We start from the raw sequence: 15,079 nt of genomic DNA, 5'->3' as shown, positions 1-15,079 counted from the left end.
AAATCATTGGGTCCGCCGCGCTCTGCTGAAAAGAAAGGTAGCAAGCTGGCGGAGTTCGGCCAGTGGCGGAATGATCAGAGACAGCATGAACCGCCGTACCGGCACGCCCAACAGGGCGACAGTCACGGGTATGGTAAGCACCAGCATGGCGAGTTCTGCAGCGGCAGCAATCCAGCCCAGCGCCTCCAGACCGCCGTTCTCTGCCAATCCCGCCATTGCGGCCAGGGCTGCAAGGCTGATGGTCAGATACCCCCATGCAATGGGACGGTGCCGATTGCTGCCGAGCCGGATTGACGCTGCAACTGACCACACCGTTTCAAAGATGGTTGCCAGTATCATGGCGGCGAACAAGGCGGGGGCATAGGCGATCTTTTCGCCGGTCCAGGCGTCGAAAACCGGTTTTCCGGCAAACCACAGGATTCCCGCGCAGGCCAGCGCTGCCCAGAATGTCAGCCGGGAAACACTGAGCAGGATGGAGCGTAACTCAGGCAGGTTCTCTTTGCTTTGCATTAGCCCCGATTCCGCCCGCAAAGGCACTGCGACCAGACGGACAATCTGCGATGTTACCCGCGCCAGGGTGCGGTGCGTCGCGAATATTGCCACCGCTGCGCTGCCCAGGGTTAGCCCGGCGACCACGATCGCGCCCTGAAGCAGGATGGCCTGTGCCAGCGGGAACAGGAGGAATTCGAGCCCGCTGATCACAAATGGCCGCATGCTCTCTTCGCTTTTCCTCCACGGGTTGAACGAAACGGACAGATCCTGCCGTTTGAGCAGCGCTGCCTGGACAGCGTATTCGATTGCCCTTGATGACAGCATGATTGCGGCAAGCGCGACAGGTCCTGCGTCCATCAGGCTGACTGCCAGAAATGCTCCACCGAGCCGGGCAAACGCGCCCAGCGCGCGGATCAAAAGCCCGGCCGGCAATATCCGCCTCGCCCGCATGCCGCCCAGAAGCGCCATCGAATTCTGCGAGATGAGCGTCGCGCCGATCAGCATCAGAAAAATCTGTCCGGCCTGTGCATTGTCGATGATCGACAGGCCAAGCCAATCGGCGACAGGGCTGAGCGTGACGGTGATGGCCAGTCCAACGAAAATAGCCGCCGACCATTTCACGAAGAAGGAGGTGTAGTCGCGGAAGAAGCTCCGAACGGCTTGGTCGTCATTCTCGCCTGCCCTGCGCGCCAATTCGTTGGAACCGGACTGGACCACGCCCAGATCGAACAGGGACAGGTATATCGGGATCGCTGCAATCAGCAGCCATTCGCCAAACAGATCGGCAGACCAGGCCGCCAGCAGTACGGGAACCAGCAGCAATTGTTCCAGCATCCGGGCCAGCAAGCTTAACCCGCTGGCGCCGCTCGCCTGGACCAGCCGGGTTCTAACGCCGTTCATTGCCCATCAGATGCAGATCGGCCTCGACCATTTCGCGCACGATTTCGCGTATGCCTGTCTCGTGTTTCCAGCCGAGCTTTTGATGCGCCTTGCCCGGATCGCCCACCAGCAAGTCAACCTCTGTCGGGCGGAAATATCGCGGATCGATTTCGATCAACAGCTTGCCGGTCTTGCGGCAATAGGCTTTTTCTTCGGCACCATGGCCGCGGAATTCCAATTCGATTCCGGCATCCTCGAATGCCCATCGAGCGAACTCGCGGACGGTCGTTGTTTCACCTGTCGCGAGAACGAAATCGTCCGGCTCATCCTGTTGCAGCATCAGCCACATTCCGCGGACATATTCTTTCGCATGGCCCCAGTCGCGGCTGGCATCGAGGTTGCCAAGATACAGCCGTTCCTGTTTGCCAAGTGAGATCGCCGCCGCCGCACGGGTGATCTTGCGCGTGACAAATGTCTCGCCGCGAAGCGGGCTCTCATGATTGAACAGAATCCCGTTGGACGCATGCAGGCCGTACGCTTCGCGGTAATTCACCGTGATCCAGTAGGCGTACAGTTTTGCGACGGCATAGGGACTGCGCGGATAGAAGGGCGTGCTTTCGCGTTGGGGCACCTCCTGCACCGACCCGTATAACTCAGACGTCGATGCCTGATAGAACCGGGCCGTTTTTTCCAGGCCGAGAATGCGGATCGCCTCAAGCAGCCGCAGCGTCCCGACCGCATCGGAATTGGCGGTATATTCCGGCGTTTCAAACGACACCTGAACATGGCTTTGCGCGGCCAGATTATAGATTTCGTGCGGCTGTGTTTCCTGCACGATGCGGATCAGGTTGGTTGCATCGGTCAGGTCGCCATAATGCAGGATCAGGCGAGGGTCGGGATCGTGCGGGTCCTGATAGATATCCTCGATCCGGCCCGTGTTGAACGAGGACGAGCGGCGCTTGATGCCGTGGACTTCATATCCCTTGCCGAGCAGCAATTGCGCCAGATACGCACCATCCTGCCCGGTTATCCCGGTGACCAATGCCCGTTTGGTTTCATTTGCCATGTGTATGGCCTAGCGGATCACGCGGTCCGGGCAATATCGGGCTGTGAATTGTCTACGCTTTGCCTTCGTCCAGCCACTCGCCGATACGCGCATGTTGCCTTGCCGCTGCGCGGAGGTTCCTGTCCGCAATGGACGATGCCGATTGCTTGCCCCTGCGCAAAATCCATGCCGGGAAACTTTCTGAAGATTCCCCGCCGGCCGGCACACGGGCGCGGTTTCCGCCAGCGAGACGCCGCCTGATCTGGCCAATTCGCGAGAAAACGCCGCCTTTGGCGTAAACCGAAGCTGCTGCGCCCAGATCGTGGCGCTGTGCGGGGTTCTGGAACAGCAGGCATTCTGCGGCATCCACCGCGTCCATCGGGGCGAGAGGTTCACTGCCGGACAGAACCTGAATATCGCGCTGCATCCAGAGGAAATACAGCCGCATGACCAGCGCCGCCCCGCGGTGCCAGCCGCCGTCATGCGCATCGCGCCAAAAGCTCGCCCAGTCGATCTGTTCGCGGTGGATCAACGCCTGGATATCGCTGAGCACAAGCGGCCCGACATCGAAGCGGTGGCTGTAGGCGGCGTGGATGCACAGGTGCGCCAGCATGTGTTGCGGCTTGGGATAAAGGCACGGATCACCTGCGCCGCCAGGCCGCGCATTTGCAATGATCCTGTTGTCTATCAGCGGGGGCATCGGCCATTCCACCGCGCCACGGGGTTCCCAGGCGTGCATGTGAAGCTCGAATTCCACCCCCGATGGCGAAGTCAGCGGCGGGAGATGCTTGGCGCGTCCGATCATCTCCGCTGGGGCTGACGCGGATGCTTCGGTCTGGCGGAATCCTCTGGCCCGCAGCAATTCGAACGCGGGCAGCGCTTGTTCAGCTGGCAACAGCAGGTCGATGTCGCGCAGCGGACGCTCTGCGGCCGAGGGGTAAGCATACCATGCCAGCCACGCACCTTTGAGCGAGACGGGCTGCATTCCGGCAGCGGCTAGCGCTTCGACTGCGGCAAACATTTCCGTGCGATATGCAAGGTTGAGCAGGGCGCTTTCCCTGTGTGCCTGCCGCAACCGTTCGCGGTGTTCATCAGGCGGGCTCAGGGCAATTTCACCGCGTTCGAGCCGAGCATGCAGCCGCGGCATCAGTCGGTGTTCGCTGGCGAGAGCGAGAAGGTCGCTCCATTCCTGATCATTCTCGATGATCAGATTTCTTTGGTGCTCGGTCCTGCCCAGCAGCCGCAGCAGTTTGCGGCCGGTTGCTTTTCTGTCAATCCGCGCCACGCCGCGCGCCAGTTCAGTCCTGCGGAACTGTGAAGCTGCCGGTTACGCGGCCGCCCGAAGTTGTCGTTCCTGTTTCTCCAGTGACACTGGACGATCCCGATGCGCGACCGTCAACGCTCGATACGCCGGTGCGCAGATCGATAACCAGCCGTCCGCCGTTCAGCGTATCGGTGCCTCTGCGCAGCCGGACATTACCGGCCATGGTGATGATCCGGCGGCCAAAATCATACACGGCCACATCGCCGCTGGCCGATTCGCTGCCCCGGGTAACGCGCACACCGCCGGTTGCGGTAATCCGCTGGATGCTGAGCGATCCGGCGTCGCTGTAATTCACCAGCGTGCGGGCCGCCTGTACGCGCAGGCCAGCCTGAGTGATGTCGACATTGCCAGACAGCACGACGCGGTTCTGCCGGTCCTGCAACTCGATCCGATCTGCGGCGTAATTTACCGGCGCGTTGGAATTGTGAGAGGCGATCGCCTGCGCATGCAGCTGCATTCCGCCCAGCGCCGCCGCTGTGACCGCGAAACCGAGCAGAGCAGACTGGGCTGCATTACGAAGTGTCTTGTGCATCACGGTATCCTTAGCTTGCCCGGTATCATCCGCAGCCTTGCATTGCCTTCCAGCGCAACTGTTCTTTCAGTCAAATCAGCTTCAAGCCGGTTGGCCGAGAAAGTGCCTGCGGGAATTGCACCTTCGACCCCGCCTTCGCCGGTCAGTTGTTTGTCTGCCAGGCTGAAAGACACGTTCTTGGCCGTCATCCTGTAACCGTCGGCGGCGATCATGGTGATGGTTGATGGTACAGCCACCACTTCATCGTCGATCATGTAGGTGCCGTCATCAGCCTCCAGTATGGCAGGCCCTTCGGGCAGCAATATCCGGGCCACCAGATCATCCATCCGGACGATCCCTTCCTTGCTAGATTTCTGCACCGCCTCGTCGGCGGTCAGTGAAAACGGGCGGCCCTTGTTGTCCTGGCCGCGGTAGAGCGCATTGTCGACGCGCAGTCGTTCATCGATCACGGCGACTTTGTTACGGTCCAGCAGAAAACTAATTTCGCCGCGCGGAGACAGCGGAGTAATCACCATCAGCGCCGCGAGAACGCCAACCGCCATCGGCAGCACTTTTCCCAGAACGCTTACCAGCCTGTCATGCGAACCGCCGGGCGCTGCGAAATGTTGCCGCGCGCTGCGCAGCTCCTTCGCCTTGTCCGTTTCGATCCGCCGTTTGATGACCATGGCCGGTTCCTGATCTCCGTTCGCTTAAGCGTGGCTGAAAATATCGTGTTCCGGCCAGCCGGCAATATCGAGCCGTGCACGGGTCGGCAGGAAATCGAAACAGGCCTGCGCCATTTCCGTACGCCCCTCGCGCGCCAGCCGTTCGACGAACACCTCGTAAAGGCGGTGCAGAAAACGGACGTCGGATGCAGCGTAATCGCGCTGCGCCTCGTTAATTACGGGCGCGCCCCAGTCGGAACTTTGCTGCGCCTTCGACATGTCGCCGCCCAGCAATTCGACGACCAGATTCTTCAAGCCGTGCCGATCGGTGTAGGTGCGGGTCAGCTTGCTGGCGATTTTTGTGCAGAATACCGGCCCGGCTTCCACGCCGAGGTAATATTCGATCGCGGCAAGGTCGAACCGGGCGAAGTGGTACAGCTTCAGGCGTTCCGGATCCGCCAGCACCGCTTTGAGGTTGGGCGCATCATATGTGCTGTCAACGGCAAAGCGGACCAGATGTTCGTCGCCCTTGCCATCGCTGATCTGAACCACGCACAGCCTGTCGCGGTGGGTAATCAGCCCCATGGTTTCTGTATCAACCGCTACCGGACCCGGCGCGAGCACGCCTTCGGGTAGATCTTCTTCGTGAAAATGAACTGCCATAGGCTGCGCCTTAGGCCGATTGGGGATTAAGGGAAAGAGGCGGCTGGCGGTGATTTGCATGCAGGGGTAATCTGGCTGCCATGAACGAGGCAATCCCGGATAGCTGGCGCGGCGCGCTCGAGCCTGCGCTGACTGCGCCCGCTGCGCGCAAGCTGGGTGGTTGGCTGCAGGCGGAGGAGGATGCAGGCAAGCAGATATTCCCGCCGCGCGGACAGCGCCTCCGCGCGCTTGAACTGACGCCGCTGGACCAGGTGAAGGTCGTTATACTGGGGCAGGATCCCTATCACGGTGCGGGGCAAGCGCACGGGCTGTGTTTTTCTGTCGCGCGGGACGTCAAGGTGCCGCCATCACTGGTCAATATTTACAAGGAACTGGAAAGTGACCTTGGAATCTCGCCGCCGGGCCATGGCAATCTCGAACCTTGGGCGCGGCAGGGTGTTCTGCTGCTCAACAATACTCTGACGGTGGAAGCAGGTCAGGCAGGCAGCCATGCGGGCAAGGGCTGGGATGCGATCACCGATGCCGCAGTTTCAGCCGTCGCGCAGCGCGGCACGCCAACAGTGTTCATACTTTGGGGGAGCCATGCGCAGGCGAAGGCCGCGCGTATTCCCGCACTTGGACAGGCGCCGAACCATCTGGTCCTGAAAGGTCCCCATCCGAGTCCGCTGTCAGCCTATCGCGGCTTCTTCGGCAGCAAGCCTTTCAGCGCGGCGAACAAATTTCTCGAAGCGAATGGATCCCGGCCAATCGACTGGTCGCTCGGCTAACAACAGCACTGCCTGCGCGCCGGCTAGGTTGGTGGATCAGGCCAGATGAAACTCCACCCGGTTGGAAAATAGCTCGTAATCATCCTGCAATGGGAGTGCGGTGCGCTTTTCCGCTGTCAGATGACGTTCCCCCAGTCGCCCCAGCAGAGCGTGATCCTTGAGGATTTCAAATCCGGCTTGCTGAAAAGCGTCCGCGAACTGCGCACGGCTGAGCCGGTTGAGATAGGTGTCCGGCGCGAACTCAGGATCAGTCAGGTGCCTCCAGGCCTGATCGGCAGGCATCCGGTCAGCGGTCCAGCGGGTCCAGGCGGGATCGTGCCCGCCAAGTATTCCGGTAAACACCATCGGGAGCGTGACAACCAGACCGTCTGACGCAAGATTTGTGCGGAGCAGGCCTAGCATCCGGTCCAGATCGCCGGGCTCGATATGTTCGAACACATCGCTGGAAAATGCGAAGTCGATCGGCGGAATTTCGTTCCAGACGCTTTGTTCACCTGCCGACCCCACGGCGAATTGCACCTTGTCGGGGGCATAATTCGGGAGAGCAGTCTTTGCGGTTTCATGGAAGCGCGGCCAGTCGCGCGCGTCGAACAGCATGTGCCGCGCCGCGCTTTTGAGGGCGCGCTCCATGCCATTTTTGCGCCAGGTCCGTGCGGCATCGCGGAGCGACAGAACGGGTGCATCGAGGTCGATCGCGTAAACCCGTTCGAAAAACCCGGACAATAGGAATGCGCGCCGCGGCCGCGCGCCAAATCCGATCTCCAGAACTGTGGAAAGAGCAGGGTCCTTGCCAGTATGCGCGGCGAAGCTTTCCACGTGGCGCGTGACATCCGCGATTTGCGAAAGTGCCGCATCCTCACCCGAAGTCATCGCCAACCGGTTGCGCAGCAAGCGGGCGGCGTTACGCGCCTTGCGCCCTAGGCCGAGACCGCGCTGAGAAGAATTGCTCCGTTTCATTCAGGCAAACCTGTCGGGCACTTGCCCAAATGTTGCAAGCTGCGCCCGCTTCAGGCGGTAATGCGATCAGGTGCTAGAAAGCAGTGGTCAGCCGCAGCCCGGCGGTCACGCCTACATCGCGCACGCTGACTGCCGAATCCACGACCTGAAGATTGGCGGTGAGGCGGAACGGCTTGCCCACCTGAACCGTGTAGAAGGCCTCGACGCCCTCTTCATCTTCGAGAGCGACGCGGTTGTTGAGGACATCAACCAGGCCGTCCGCGAGTGAATACCGGAAATAAGTCAGGCCAAACCGGTCGGTGGGCCGCCCCTTGGGATTGCCCGAGATTCCGATGAAGCCGCTTGCGTCAAGGAAGGTCGGATCGCCGTTCGACATATATATCTGGCCGAAAATGCCGATCCCTTTGCCGGGGTTCTGGCTATCTTCGAAAATATATTGGTCGAACGCCAGAATGGCGCTGATTTCACCTTTCCGGTTGCCGAAGCTTGATCCGGGCGCCGGTATGAGGGCAGCCGGTAAAGCATCGGCGGCAACTTCGCTGCGTGTCGAACCGGCAATCTTGAGCGCGTAATAGCCCCGCTTTCCGCCGATCTTTACCGGCAATGTCGCCGAAGCGAGTACACCGACGCCCTTGGAAAACGGGTCTTCCAGCCCGCTGCGCCGGGATTGCAGTTCGGGGTCGAACACCAGCACACGGTAGATCAGCTTGTCGGTCGGCACATTCAGCATCGCGCCGGTTATGGAACCAGGCACGATTGCGCTTGGCGGGAGGGCCAGTGCCAGGTTCTGGAAGCCTTCATGCCCGCCGCCGCCTTGCACAGGAATGCGCGCAGCAAGATCAAGAATGTTGAGCTTGCCAACAGTGAGGCTGGTCCCGCTCTTCCAGCGTTTCGTGATGTTGATATCCAGGTCGAAAACATCGCCTTCATCAGGATAGAAGAGCAATGTGTTGGCCGGGATCAGGCCGACTTCACCATTGCTGCTTTCGCCGTATTTGAATTCCGGATGCACATGCAGCGAGATGCTGTCGTCCAGCCCCACCGTGCTGCCGCCGATATCGACATACGCATCGATTTTGCCGCCATACCGTAGCGTGTCATCGGCATCACCCGAAACTACGATGTCGGTGAATTGAGACCACAACACGCGGGTTTTGATCGGACCAGGGGCCTTTTGCTCGGGTTTTGCCGGGGGTAGCGCGGCTGCCTCGGGCGCATCTGCGGTGATTGCCGCGGCATCCTGTGCGCCTGCTGGCAACGCGCTCAACCCGGATGTCGCCAGCAAAGCTGAACAAAAGGCTGATCGAGTGAGCAACTTATTCTTTTTTTTCATCAAGGTGTTAGCGACCAATATCAGGAATTTAGCGGCGGCACTTGCATGGCAACGCTCGATAAATTCAATTCCTCCCATCGGTACTGCACACGCCCGAAATGCGGCACCAATTTACTGTCAGTATTCTTTATACGCGCTTTCTGCCCGCGAAAAGCGTTAAATTTCAACAAATCTGGCCGGATGCATCAGATCGGCCGGTCGGCAGAGCCGGGTCAGCAATCAGTATGACGCTCAGCGTGGCAGTTCGCTGGACCCCATCAGGGCTTCGTCGACCGCGCGCGCGCACTGGCGCCCTTCGCGGATTGCCCAGACAATAAGTGACTGGCCGCGCCGCATGTCGCCGCAGGCAAAAACGCCCGGCTCGCTGGTGGAATAATCGACCGTATTGGCGGCCACGTTTCCGCGCGGGTCCAGTTCAACACCGGCACGGTCCAGCAGGCCGCGTTTCTTGGGGCCGATGAAGCCCATCGCGAGCAGGATCAGATCCGCTGGAAGCGTAAATTCGCTGCCCTCGATCTCGACCATCTGGCGATCTTTCCATTCGACGCGGATGCATTCCAGGCCGGCCACTTCGCCGCCATCGTCAATCACACGCTTGGCCAGAACCGACCAGTCGCGGCTGGCGCCTTCTTCGTGGCTGGACGACGTGCGCATTTTCATCGGCCAATCGGGCCAGGTCAGCGCCTTGTCTTCTTTTTCGGGAGGCTGGGGCATGATCTCCAGCTGGGTAACGCTCTTCGCGCCCTGGCGGTTGGATGTGCCGACACAGTCGCTGCCGGTATCGCCGCCCCCGATCACGATTACGTGCTTGTCCTTCGCGGTCAGCGTGCCGCGAGGGGCCGCACGGACTTCATCATCGCCGGCATTGCGCTTGTTCTGCTGGGTCAGGAATTCCATCGCAAAGCGAACGCCCGGCAATTCAGCACCCGGCACATCAAGCATACGCGCTTCTTCCGCGCCGCCCGACAGGACGATCGCGTCGAAGTTTTCCTGAAGCGCCTTGAAAGAAACTTCCACGCCGACCTCGGCCGAGGTTTTGAAGGTCACGCCTTCCGCCTCCATCTGCACGGCGCGGCGATTGATCAGATGTTTTTCCATCTTGAAATCAGGGATGCCGTAACGCAGCAGGCCGCCGATGCGGTCGCTCTTTTCGAACACTGTCACCGCGTGCCCAGCGCGTGCGAGCTGCTGTGCACAGGCCATCCCGGCGGCGCCCGATCCGATTACAGCAATGGATTTGCCAGTCTGTTTCTCAGGCACCTGGGGCTTGATCCAGCCCTCTTGCCAACCCTTGTCGACGATGGCGCATTCGATGCTTTTGATCGTCACCGGTTTATCGATGATGTTGAGCGTGCAGCTTGCCTCGCACGGAGCAGGGCAGACGCGGCCGGTGAACTCGGGGAAATTGTTGGTCGAATGCAGCACTTCCAGCGCATTCTTCCAGTCACCCTTGTATACCAGATCATTCCAGTCGGGGATGATGTTATTCACCGGGCAGCCATTGTGGCAATACGGGATGCCGCAATCCATGCACCGCGAAGCCTGCGCCTTCAGCGCCTCTTCATCGTGAGGAACCACAAATTCCTTGTAGTTCTTCAGCCGTTCGCCGGGATCGAGATAGGTCCGGTCCTGCCGGTCTACTTCGAGAAAGCCTGTGTCCTTGCCCATGGTTTCTGACCCTTATTCCGCTGCGACCGCTGCGGCCTCTTCGCGCTCTGCCTCGAACTGGCGGAGCGCGCGGGCGTAATCACGCGGCATGATTTTCTTGAATTTGGTGAGTGCGTTGTCCCAATCGTCGAGCAGGTCGGCGGCACGCTGGCTGCCAGTATGCAGCTTGTGCCGTTCGACCAGAATCTTCAGCCGCTCTGCGTCATGGCGCAGCGGATCGCCCATTCCGAAATCATTGACGTTGGATGCCCGGTGCTGCGGGCGGCCAGTGCCGTCCTCTTCGTCCGGGGTGGCGGAGATTTCTTCCAGATCGACCTGGGCCATGTTGCAAAGGTCGGCGAAGCTGCCGTCCTCGTCGTACACATAGGCGATACCGCCGGACATTCCCGCGGCAAAGTTGCGCCCGGTCTTGCCCAGCACGCACACGACGCCGCCGGTCATGTATTCGCAGCAATGATCTCCGGCGCCTTCGACAACCGCGATGGCCCCTGAATTGCGCACCGCGAAACGTTCACCCGCGACGCCGTTGAAATAGGCTTCGCCAGCGATTGCCCCGTACAGAACGGTGTTGCCGACGATGATGTTTTCCGATGGTTTGCGAGGCGCATTGTCTGGCTGTTTCACAATGATCCGTCCGCCTGACAATCCTTTGCCGACATAATCGTTGGCGTCTCCTGTCAGGTCGAGCGTGACCCCATGCGCCAGCCATGCGCCGAAGCTTTGCCCGGCAACACCGGTCAGATTGATGCGGATGGTTTCCGGCTTCAGTCCTGCATGGCCGTGCGCCTTGGCGATCAGGCCGGACAGCATCGTTCCGACTGTGCGGTTCACATTGCGCACTTCCATATCGATCTGAACTGGCTCGCCGTTCTGGATCGCACCCTGCGCCTTCTCGATCAGTATATTGTCGAGCGCTGCAGCGAGGCCGTGATCCTGCGTTTCGGTGTGGTAGAGTTTCTTGCCCTCTTCCACATCGACCACGTGGAGCAATTTGCCCAGATCGACGCCATCAGCTTTCCAGTGACGGTGGACCCGCTTCATATCGATCCGGTCGACCCGGCCAATCATTTCCTCGATCGTGCGGAAGCCCATTTCGGCCATGATCTGGCGTAGCTCTTCCGCGACAAAGAAGAAGTAATTGATGACATGTTCGGGCGTGCCGGTGAAACGCTTGCGCAGGACCGGATCCTGCGTTGCGACGCCAACCGGACAGGTGTTGAGGTGGCATTTGCGCATCATGATGCAGCCGGCCGCAATCAGCGGCGCGGTCGCAAAGCCGAATTCGTCCGCGCCCAGCAGAGCGCCGATGGCAACATCACGGCCGGTTCGCAGACCGCCATCGACCTGCACCGCGATACGGCTGCGCAAATCGTTCATCAGCAGGGTCTGCTGGGTTTCGGCCAGGCCGATTTCCCACGGGCTACCGGCATGGGTGAGCGAGGTCAGCGGGGATGCCCCGGTGCCGCCTTCATAACCCGAAATCGTAACGTGGTCGGCCTTGCACTTCGACACACCGGCGGCGACCGTGCCAACCCCGACTTCGGAAACCAGCTTCACCGAAATGCGCGCGCTGGGCTGCACATTCTTTAGGTCGTGGATCAGCTGCGCGAGATCTTCGATCGAATAGATGTCGTGATGCGGCGGCGGGGAAATCAGGCCCACGCCGGGTGTCGAATGGCGCACCGCGCCGATCCGCTTGTCAACCTTGTGGCCGGGCAGCTGACCGCCTTCACCGGGCTTTGCACCCTGTGCCATCTTGATCTGGATATCATCTGCATTGGCAAGATATTCGGCGGTCACACCAAACCGGCCAGATGCGACCTGCTTGATCCGGCTGCGCATCGAATCGCCATTGGCCATCGGAGTGAAGCGTTCGACTTCCTCGCCGCCTTCGCCGGTGTTCGAACGGCCGCCAAGGCGGTTCATCGCAATCGCGAGGGTGCTGTGCGCTTCATGGCTGATGGAGCCGAAGCTCATCGCGCCGGTGCTGAAACGTTTGACGATTTCGACCGCGGGTTCGACCTCGTCGATCGGGACAGCTTTTTCGCCCGGCTTCAATTCCATCAGGCCGCGGATGGTCAGCAGACGTTCTGACTGTTCATTCACCGAACGGGCGAAATCTTCGTAATTCTTCGGATCGTTGCCGCGCACGGCATGCTGAAGGCTGGCGACATTGCCCGGCGTCCAGGCGTGGTCTTCGCCGCGCAAGCGGTATTGGTAGATGCCGCCGACATCGAGCATGCCCTTGTAGAGCGGATTGTCGCCATAGGCGACGGCATGGCGGCGAACCGCCTCCTCCGCCACTTCCTTCAGGCCGATTCCTTCGATGGTGGTCGCGGTGCCTTTGAAATAGGTATCGATCAGGTCGCTGGAGAGGCCGACCGCGTCGAAAATCTGCGCACCACAGTAAGACTGATAGGTGGAGATGCCCATCTTGGACATGACCTTCAGGATGCCCTTGCCGACAGCCTTGATGTAGTTCTTTTCAACCTCGCTCTGCGGCGTTTCGGGGAATTTCTCCGCCCGCATCTGTTCGAGGGTCTCAAACGCGAGATAGGGGTTGATCGCTTCCGCGCCGTACCCTGCGAGGACGCAGTAATGATGCACTTCGCGGGCTTCACCGGTTTCGACCACAAGCCCGGTCTGCATCCGCAGGCCCTGGCGGACCAGATGATGATGGACGGCTGCGGTTGCCAGCAGTGCGGGCATGGGAATCCGGTCCGGCCCCTGTGCGCGGTCGGAAAGGATCAGGATGTTGTGATCCTGAAGCACCGCCTCGGTGGCGGCCCAGCACATTTCCTTCAGCGCCAGTTTCAGGCCCTTTGCGCCCTTGCTCGCATCCCAGGTGATGTCGATGGTTTCGGTCCGGAATGCGCCGTCCAGCGCCGCCTCGACCGAGCGGATCTTGGCCAGATCGTCATTTGTCAGGATCGGCTGGCTGACTTCGAGACGCTTGTGCGTGCCGGCATCACGGCCGAGCAGATTGGGGCGTGGGCCGACCATGGACAGCAGGCTCATCACCAGTTCTTCGCGGATCGGATCAATCGGCGGATTGGTTACCTGCGCGAAGTTCTGCTTGAAATAGTCGTACAGCAGCCGGCTTTTGTTGGACAAGACCGCCAGCGGAGTATCGGTGCCCATCGATCCGATCGGGTCTTCGCCCCTGAGGCCCATAGGCTCTAGGAATTTGGAGATATCTTCCTGCGTGTAACCAAAGCTTTGCTGGCGCTGCAGCAGGCTGTCGATCGGTTCTGGCACTTCGGACAGCTCGGGCTCGATCACGTCGAGGTCTTCCAGCTTGTACTGCGCCTGCTCCAGCCACTTGGCGTAAGGGTGCGCCTCGGCCAGATCGGCCTTCAGTTCAGCGTCTTCGATGATCCGGCCTTCTTCAAGGTCGATCAGCAGCATCTTGCCGGGTTGCAGACGCCATTTGCGAGTGATGTCTTCCTCTTTGAACGGCAACACGCCGCTCTCTGATGACAGGCAGACGATATCGTCGGTGGTGACGCAGAAACGTGCGGGGCGCAGGCCGTTTCGGTCCAGCGTCGCGCCGATCTGGCGGCCATCGGTAAAACAGACTGCCGCCGGCCCGTCCCACGGTTCCATCAGCGCGGCATGATATTCGTAGAACGCGCGCCGTTCAGGGCCCATCAGCGCGTTCTTGGCCCAGGCTTCGGGCATGAGCATCATCATCGAATGCGCCAGGCTGTATCCGCCAGCCAGCAGCAGTTCGAGCGCGTTATCGAGACACGCCGTGTCGGATTGGCCATGCGGAATGAGCGGCCACATCTTGTCCAGATCGGCGCCCAGCAGTTCACTTTCCATGGTCCGGCGGCGGGCGTTCATCCAGTTCACATTGCCGCGAACCGTGTTGATTTCGCCGTTATGCGCCATGAAGCGGTACGGGTGGGCAAGACGCCAGCTCGGGAACGTATTAGTGGAGAAGCGCTGGTGGACCAGCCCGAGTGCGGACACGCAGTCGGCATCGCGCAAATCATCATAAAACGAACCAACCTGGTTCGCCAGCAACAGCCCCTTGTACACAATGGTACGGCTGGAAAAGCTGGGAATGTAGGTTTTGACCAGATCCGGAAGCCCGTGCTTCTCGGCCAGTCGGGCGAGCGGATTGAGCGTTTGCTTGCGGATGACGATCAGCTTGCGTTCGAAGGCGCTCTGGTCGGCGCAGCCTTCGCCGCGTCTGACAATGCATTGCCGCATCACCGGCATCGATTCGATCACGGCCTTGCCAAGCCCGTCCAGCGTGGTTGGAACATCGCGCCAGCCGATAACGGTCTGGCCTTCCTTCGCGACGAATTTTTCGAGCTGCTCGGTTACGAAGTCGCGCGCGGCCTCGTCTTGCGGCATGAAACACTGGGCCACGGCATAATCGCCCGGTGCCGGCAGCTCATAGCCGCTTTCATCCGCCCATTTGCGGAAAAGCGGGTCGGGTACCTGCAGCAGGATGCCCGCACCATCGCCCAGCAAGGGATCTGCGCCCACCGCGCCGCGATGATCCAGATTGGCGAGGATTTCCAGCGCCTGCGAAACAATCGAATGCGATTTCTTGCCTTTGATATGCGCAACCATGCCGACGCCGCAGGCATCGTGTTCGTTCCTTGGATCGTACAGCCCTTCAGGCGCAGGGTATCCCATTCAATTCTTCCTATCATGCCAGGTGCCGGATTGAGGGCTCCCTAGGCCAAATCCGGCAATGTTGCGCATCGAATCCGCAGGTGACGCACGGAAAATGTCGCGAAACACCGTAATGGCGACAT

At 60.4% G+C, this 15,079-nt stretch carries 11 protein-coding genes; 1 reads left to right on the top strand and 10 read right to left on the bottom strand.

The genetic code is table 11. The features are described from left to right. Positions 1-3: 3 nt before the first annotated feature. Genes GRI43_RS10015 through GRI43_RS09990 form a run of 6 tightly spaced genes read right to left on the bottom strand, consistent with a single transcriptional unit; the run spans position 4 to position 5,579 of the window. Positions 4-1,392 carry a lipopolysaccharide biosynthesis protein gene (locus GRI43_RS10015; protein ID WP_160730980.1) on the bottom strand — a complete coding sequence of 463 codons (1,389 nt, stop codon included), beginning with the start codon at positions 1,390-1,392 and terminating at the stop codon, positions 4-6. Further along, the gene (gene gmd / locus GRI43_RS10010) at positions 1,379-2,437 is read right to left on the bottom strand and encodes a GDP-mannose 4,6-dehydratase (RefSeq protein WP_160730979.1); all 1,059 of its coding nucleotides are present in this window, start codon (positions 2,435-2,437) and stop codon (positions 1,379-1,381) included. The genes GRI43_RS10015 and gmd overlap by 14 nt, the downstream gene beginning before the upstream one ends. 52 nt (positions 2,438-2,489) lie before the next feature. After that, entirely contained in the window at positions 2,490-3,701 is a 1,212-nt protein-coding gene (locus GRI43_RS10005) for a nucleotidyltransferase family protein (RefSeq protein WP_160730978.1), read from the bottom strand. A gap of 13 nt (positions 3,702-3,714) precedes the next feature. Further along, a complete protein-coding gene (locus tag GRI43_RS10000; RefSeq protein ID WP_160730977.1) occupies positions 3,715-4,272 on the bottom strand; it encodes an LptA/OstA family protein in 558 nt (185 codons plus the stop codon). Continuing rightward, the gene (locus GRI43_RS09995) at positions 4,272-4,937 is read right to left on the bottom strand and encodes an LPS export ABC transporter periplasmic protein LptC (protein WP_160730976.1); all 666 of its coding nucleotides are present in this window, start codon (positions 4,935-4,937) and stop codon (positions 4,272-4,274) included. The genes GRI43_RS10000 and GRI43_RS09995 overlap by 1 nt, the downstream gene beginning before the upstream one ends. Before the next feature lie 24 nt (positions 4,938-4,961). Next, complete coding sequence (locus tag GRI43_RS09990) at positions 4,962-5,579, bottom strand: ribonuclease D (protein WP_160730975.1); 618 nt, start codon at positions 5,577-5,579, stop codon at positions 4,962-4,964. 80 nt (positions 5,580-5,659) lie between these two features. On the opposite strand from GRI43_RS09990, the gene ung reads away from it, so the two are divergent. After that, positions 5,660-6,346 carry a uracil-DNA glycosylase gene (gene ung / locus GRI43_RS09985; protein WP_160730974.1) on the top strand — a complete coding sequence of 229 codons (687 nt, stop codon included), beginning with the start codon at positions 5,660-5,662 and terminating at the stop codon, positions 6,344-6,346. 36 nt (positions 6,347-6,382) lie between these two features. Here ung and GRI43_RS09980 read toward each other — a convergent pair whose 3' ends face one another. From GRI43_RS09980 to gltB, 4 genes are all read right to left on the bottom strand, one after another. After that, entirely contained in the window at positions 6,383-7,303 is a 921-nt protein-coding gene (locus GRI43_RS09980; protein ID WP_160730973.1) for a methyltransferase domain-containing protein, read from the bottom strand. Positions 7,304-7,376: 73 nt separating this feature from the next. Next, positions 7,377-8,570 (bottom strand): carbohydrate porin, encoded by a 1,194-nt coding sequence (locus tag GRI43_RS09975; RefSeq protein ID WP_160730972.1) that lies wholly within the window; start codon positions 8,568-8,570, stop codon positions 7,377-7,379. A gap of 297 nt (positions 8,571-8,867) precedes the next feature. Continuing rightward, the gene (locus GRI43_RS09970; RefSeq protein WP_160730971.1) at positions 8,868-10,304 is read right to left on the bottom strand and encodes a glutamate synthase subunit beta; all 1,437 of its coding nucleotides are present in this window, start codon (positions 10,302-10,304) and stop codon (positions 8,868-8,870) included. A gap of 12 nt (positions 10,305-10,316) precedes the next feature. Continuing rightward, positions 10,317-14,957, bottom strand: a complete 4,641-nt coding sequence (gene gltB, locus GRI43_RS09965) for a glutamate synthase large subunit (RefSeq protein WP_160730970.1) — start codon at positions 14,955-14,957, stop codon at positions 10,317-10,319. Positions 14,958-15,079 lie beyond the last annotated feature (122 nt).

The sequence above is a fragment of the Pontixanthobacter luteolus genome (assembly GCF_009828095.1).
Lineage (GTDB): Bacteria > Pseudomonadota > Alphaproteobacteria > Sphingomonadales > Sphingomonadaceae > Pontixanthobacter > Pontixanthobacter luteolus.
This window is presented reverse-complemented; position numbering and strand designations above follow the sequence as displayed.

What these genes read in the sequence shown, in the direction of transcription:
- gltB (WP_160730970.1), bottom strand. Translation starts at nt 14,957, where the DNA reads ATGGGATACCCTGCGCCTGAAGGGCTGTACGATCCAAGGAACGAACAC.
- GRI43_RS09995 (WP_160730976.1), bottom strand. Translation starts at nt 4,937, where the DNA reads ATGGTCATCAAACGGCGGATCGAAACGGACAAGGCGAAGGAGCTGCGC.
- GRI43_RS10000 (WP_160730977.1), bottom strand. Translation starts at nt 4,272, where the DNA reads ATGCACAAGACACTTCGTAATGCAGCCCAGTCTGCTCTGCTCGGTTTC.
- GRI43_RS10015 (WP_160730980.1), bottom strand. Translation starts at nt 1,392, where the DNA reads ATGAACGGCGTTAGAACCCGGCTGGTCCAGGCGAGCGGCGCCAGCGGG.
- ung (WP_160730974.1), top strand. Translation starts at nt 5,660, where the DNA reads ATGAACGAGGCAATCCCGGATAGCTGGCGCGGCGCGCTCGAGCCTGCG.
- GRI43_RS09980 (WP_160730973.1), bottom strand. Translation starts at nt 7,303, where the DNA reads ATGAAACGGAGCAATTCTTCTCAGCGCGGTCTCGGCCTAGGGCGCAAG.
- gmd (WP_160730979.1), bottom strand. Translation starts at nt 2,437, where the DNA reads ATGGCAAATGAAACCAAACGGGCATTGGTCACCGGGATAACCGGGCAG.
- GRI43_RS09970 (WP_160730971.1), bottom strand. Translation starts at nt 10,304, where the DNA reads ATGGGCAAGGACACAGGCTTTCTCGAAGTAGACCGGCAGGACCGGACC.
- GRI43_RS09990 (WP_160730975.1), bottom strand. Translation starts at nt 5,579, where the DNA reads ATGGCAGTTCATTTTCACGAAGAAGATCTACCCGAAGGCGTGCTCGCG.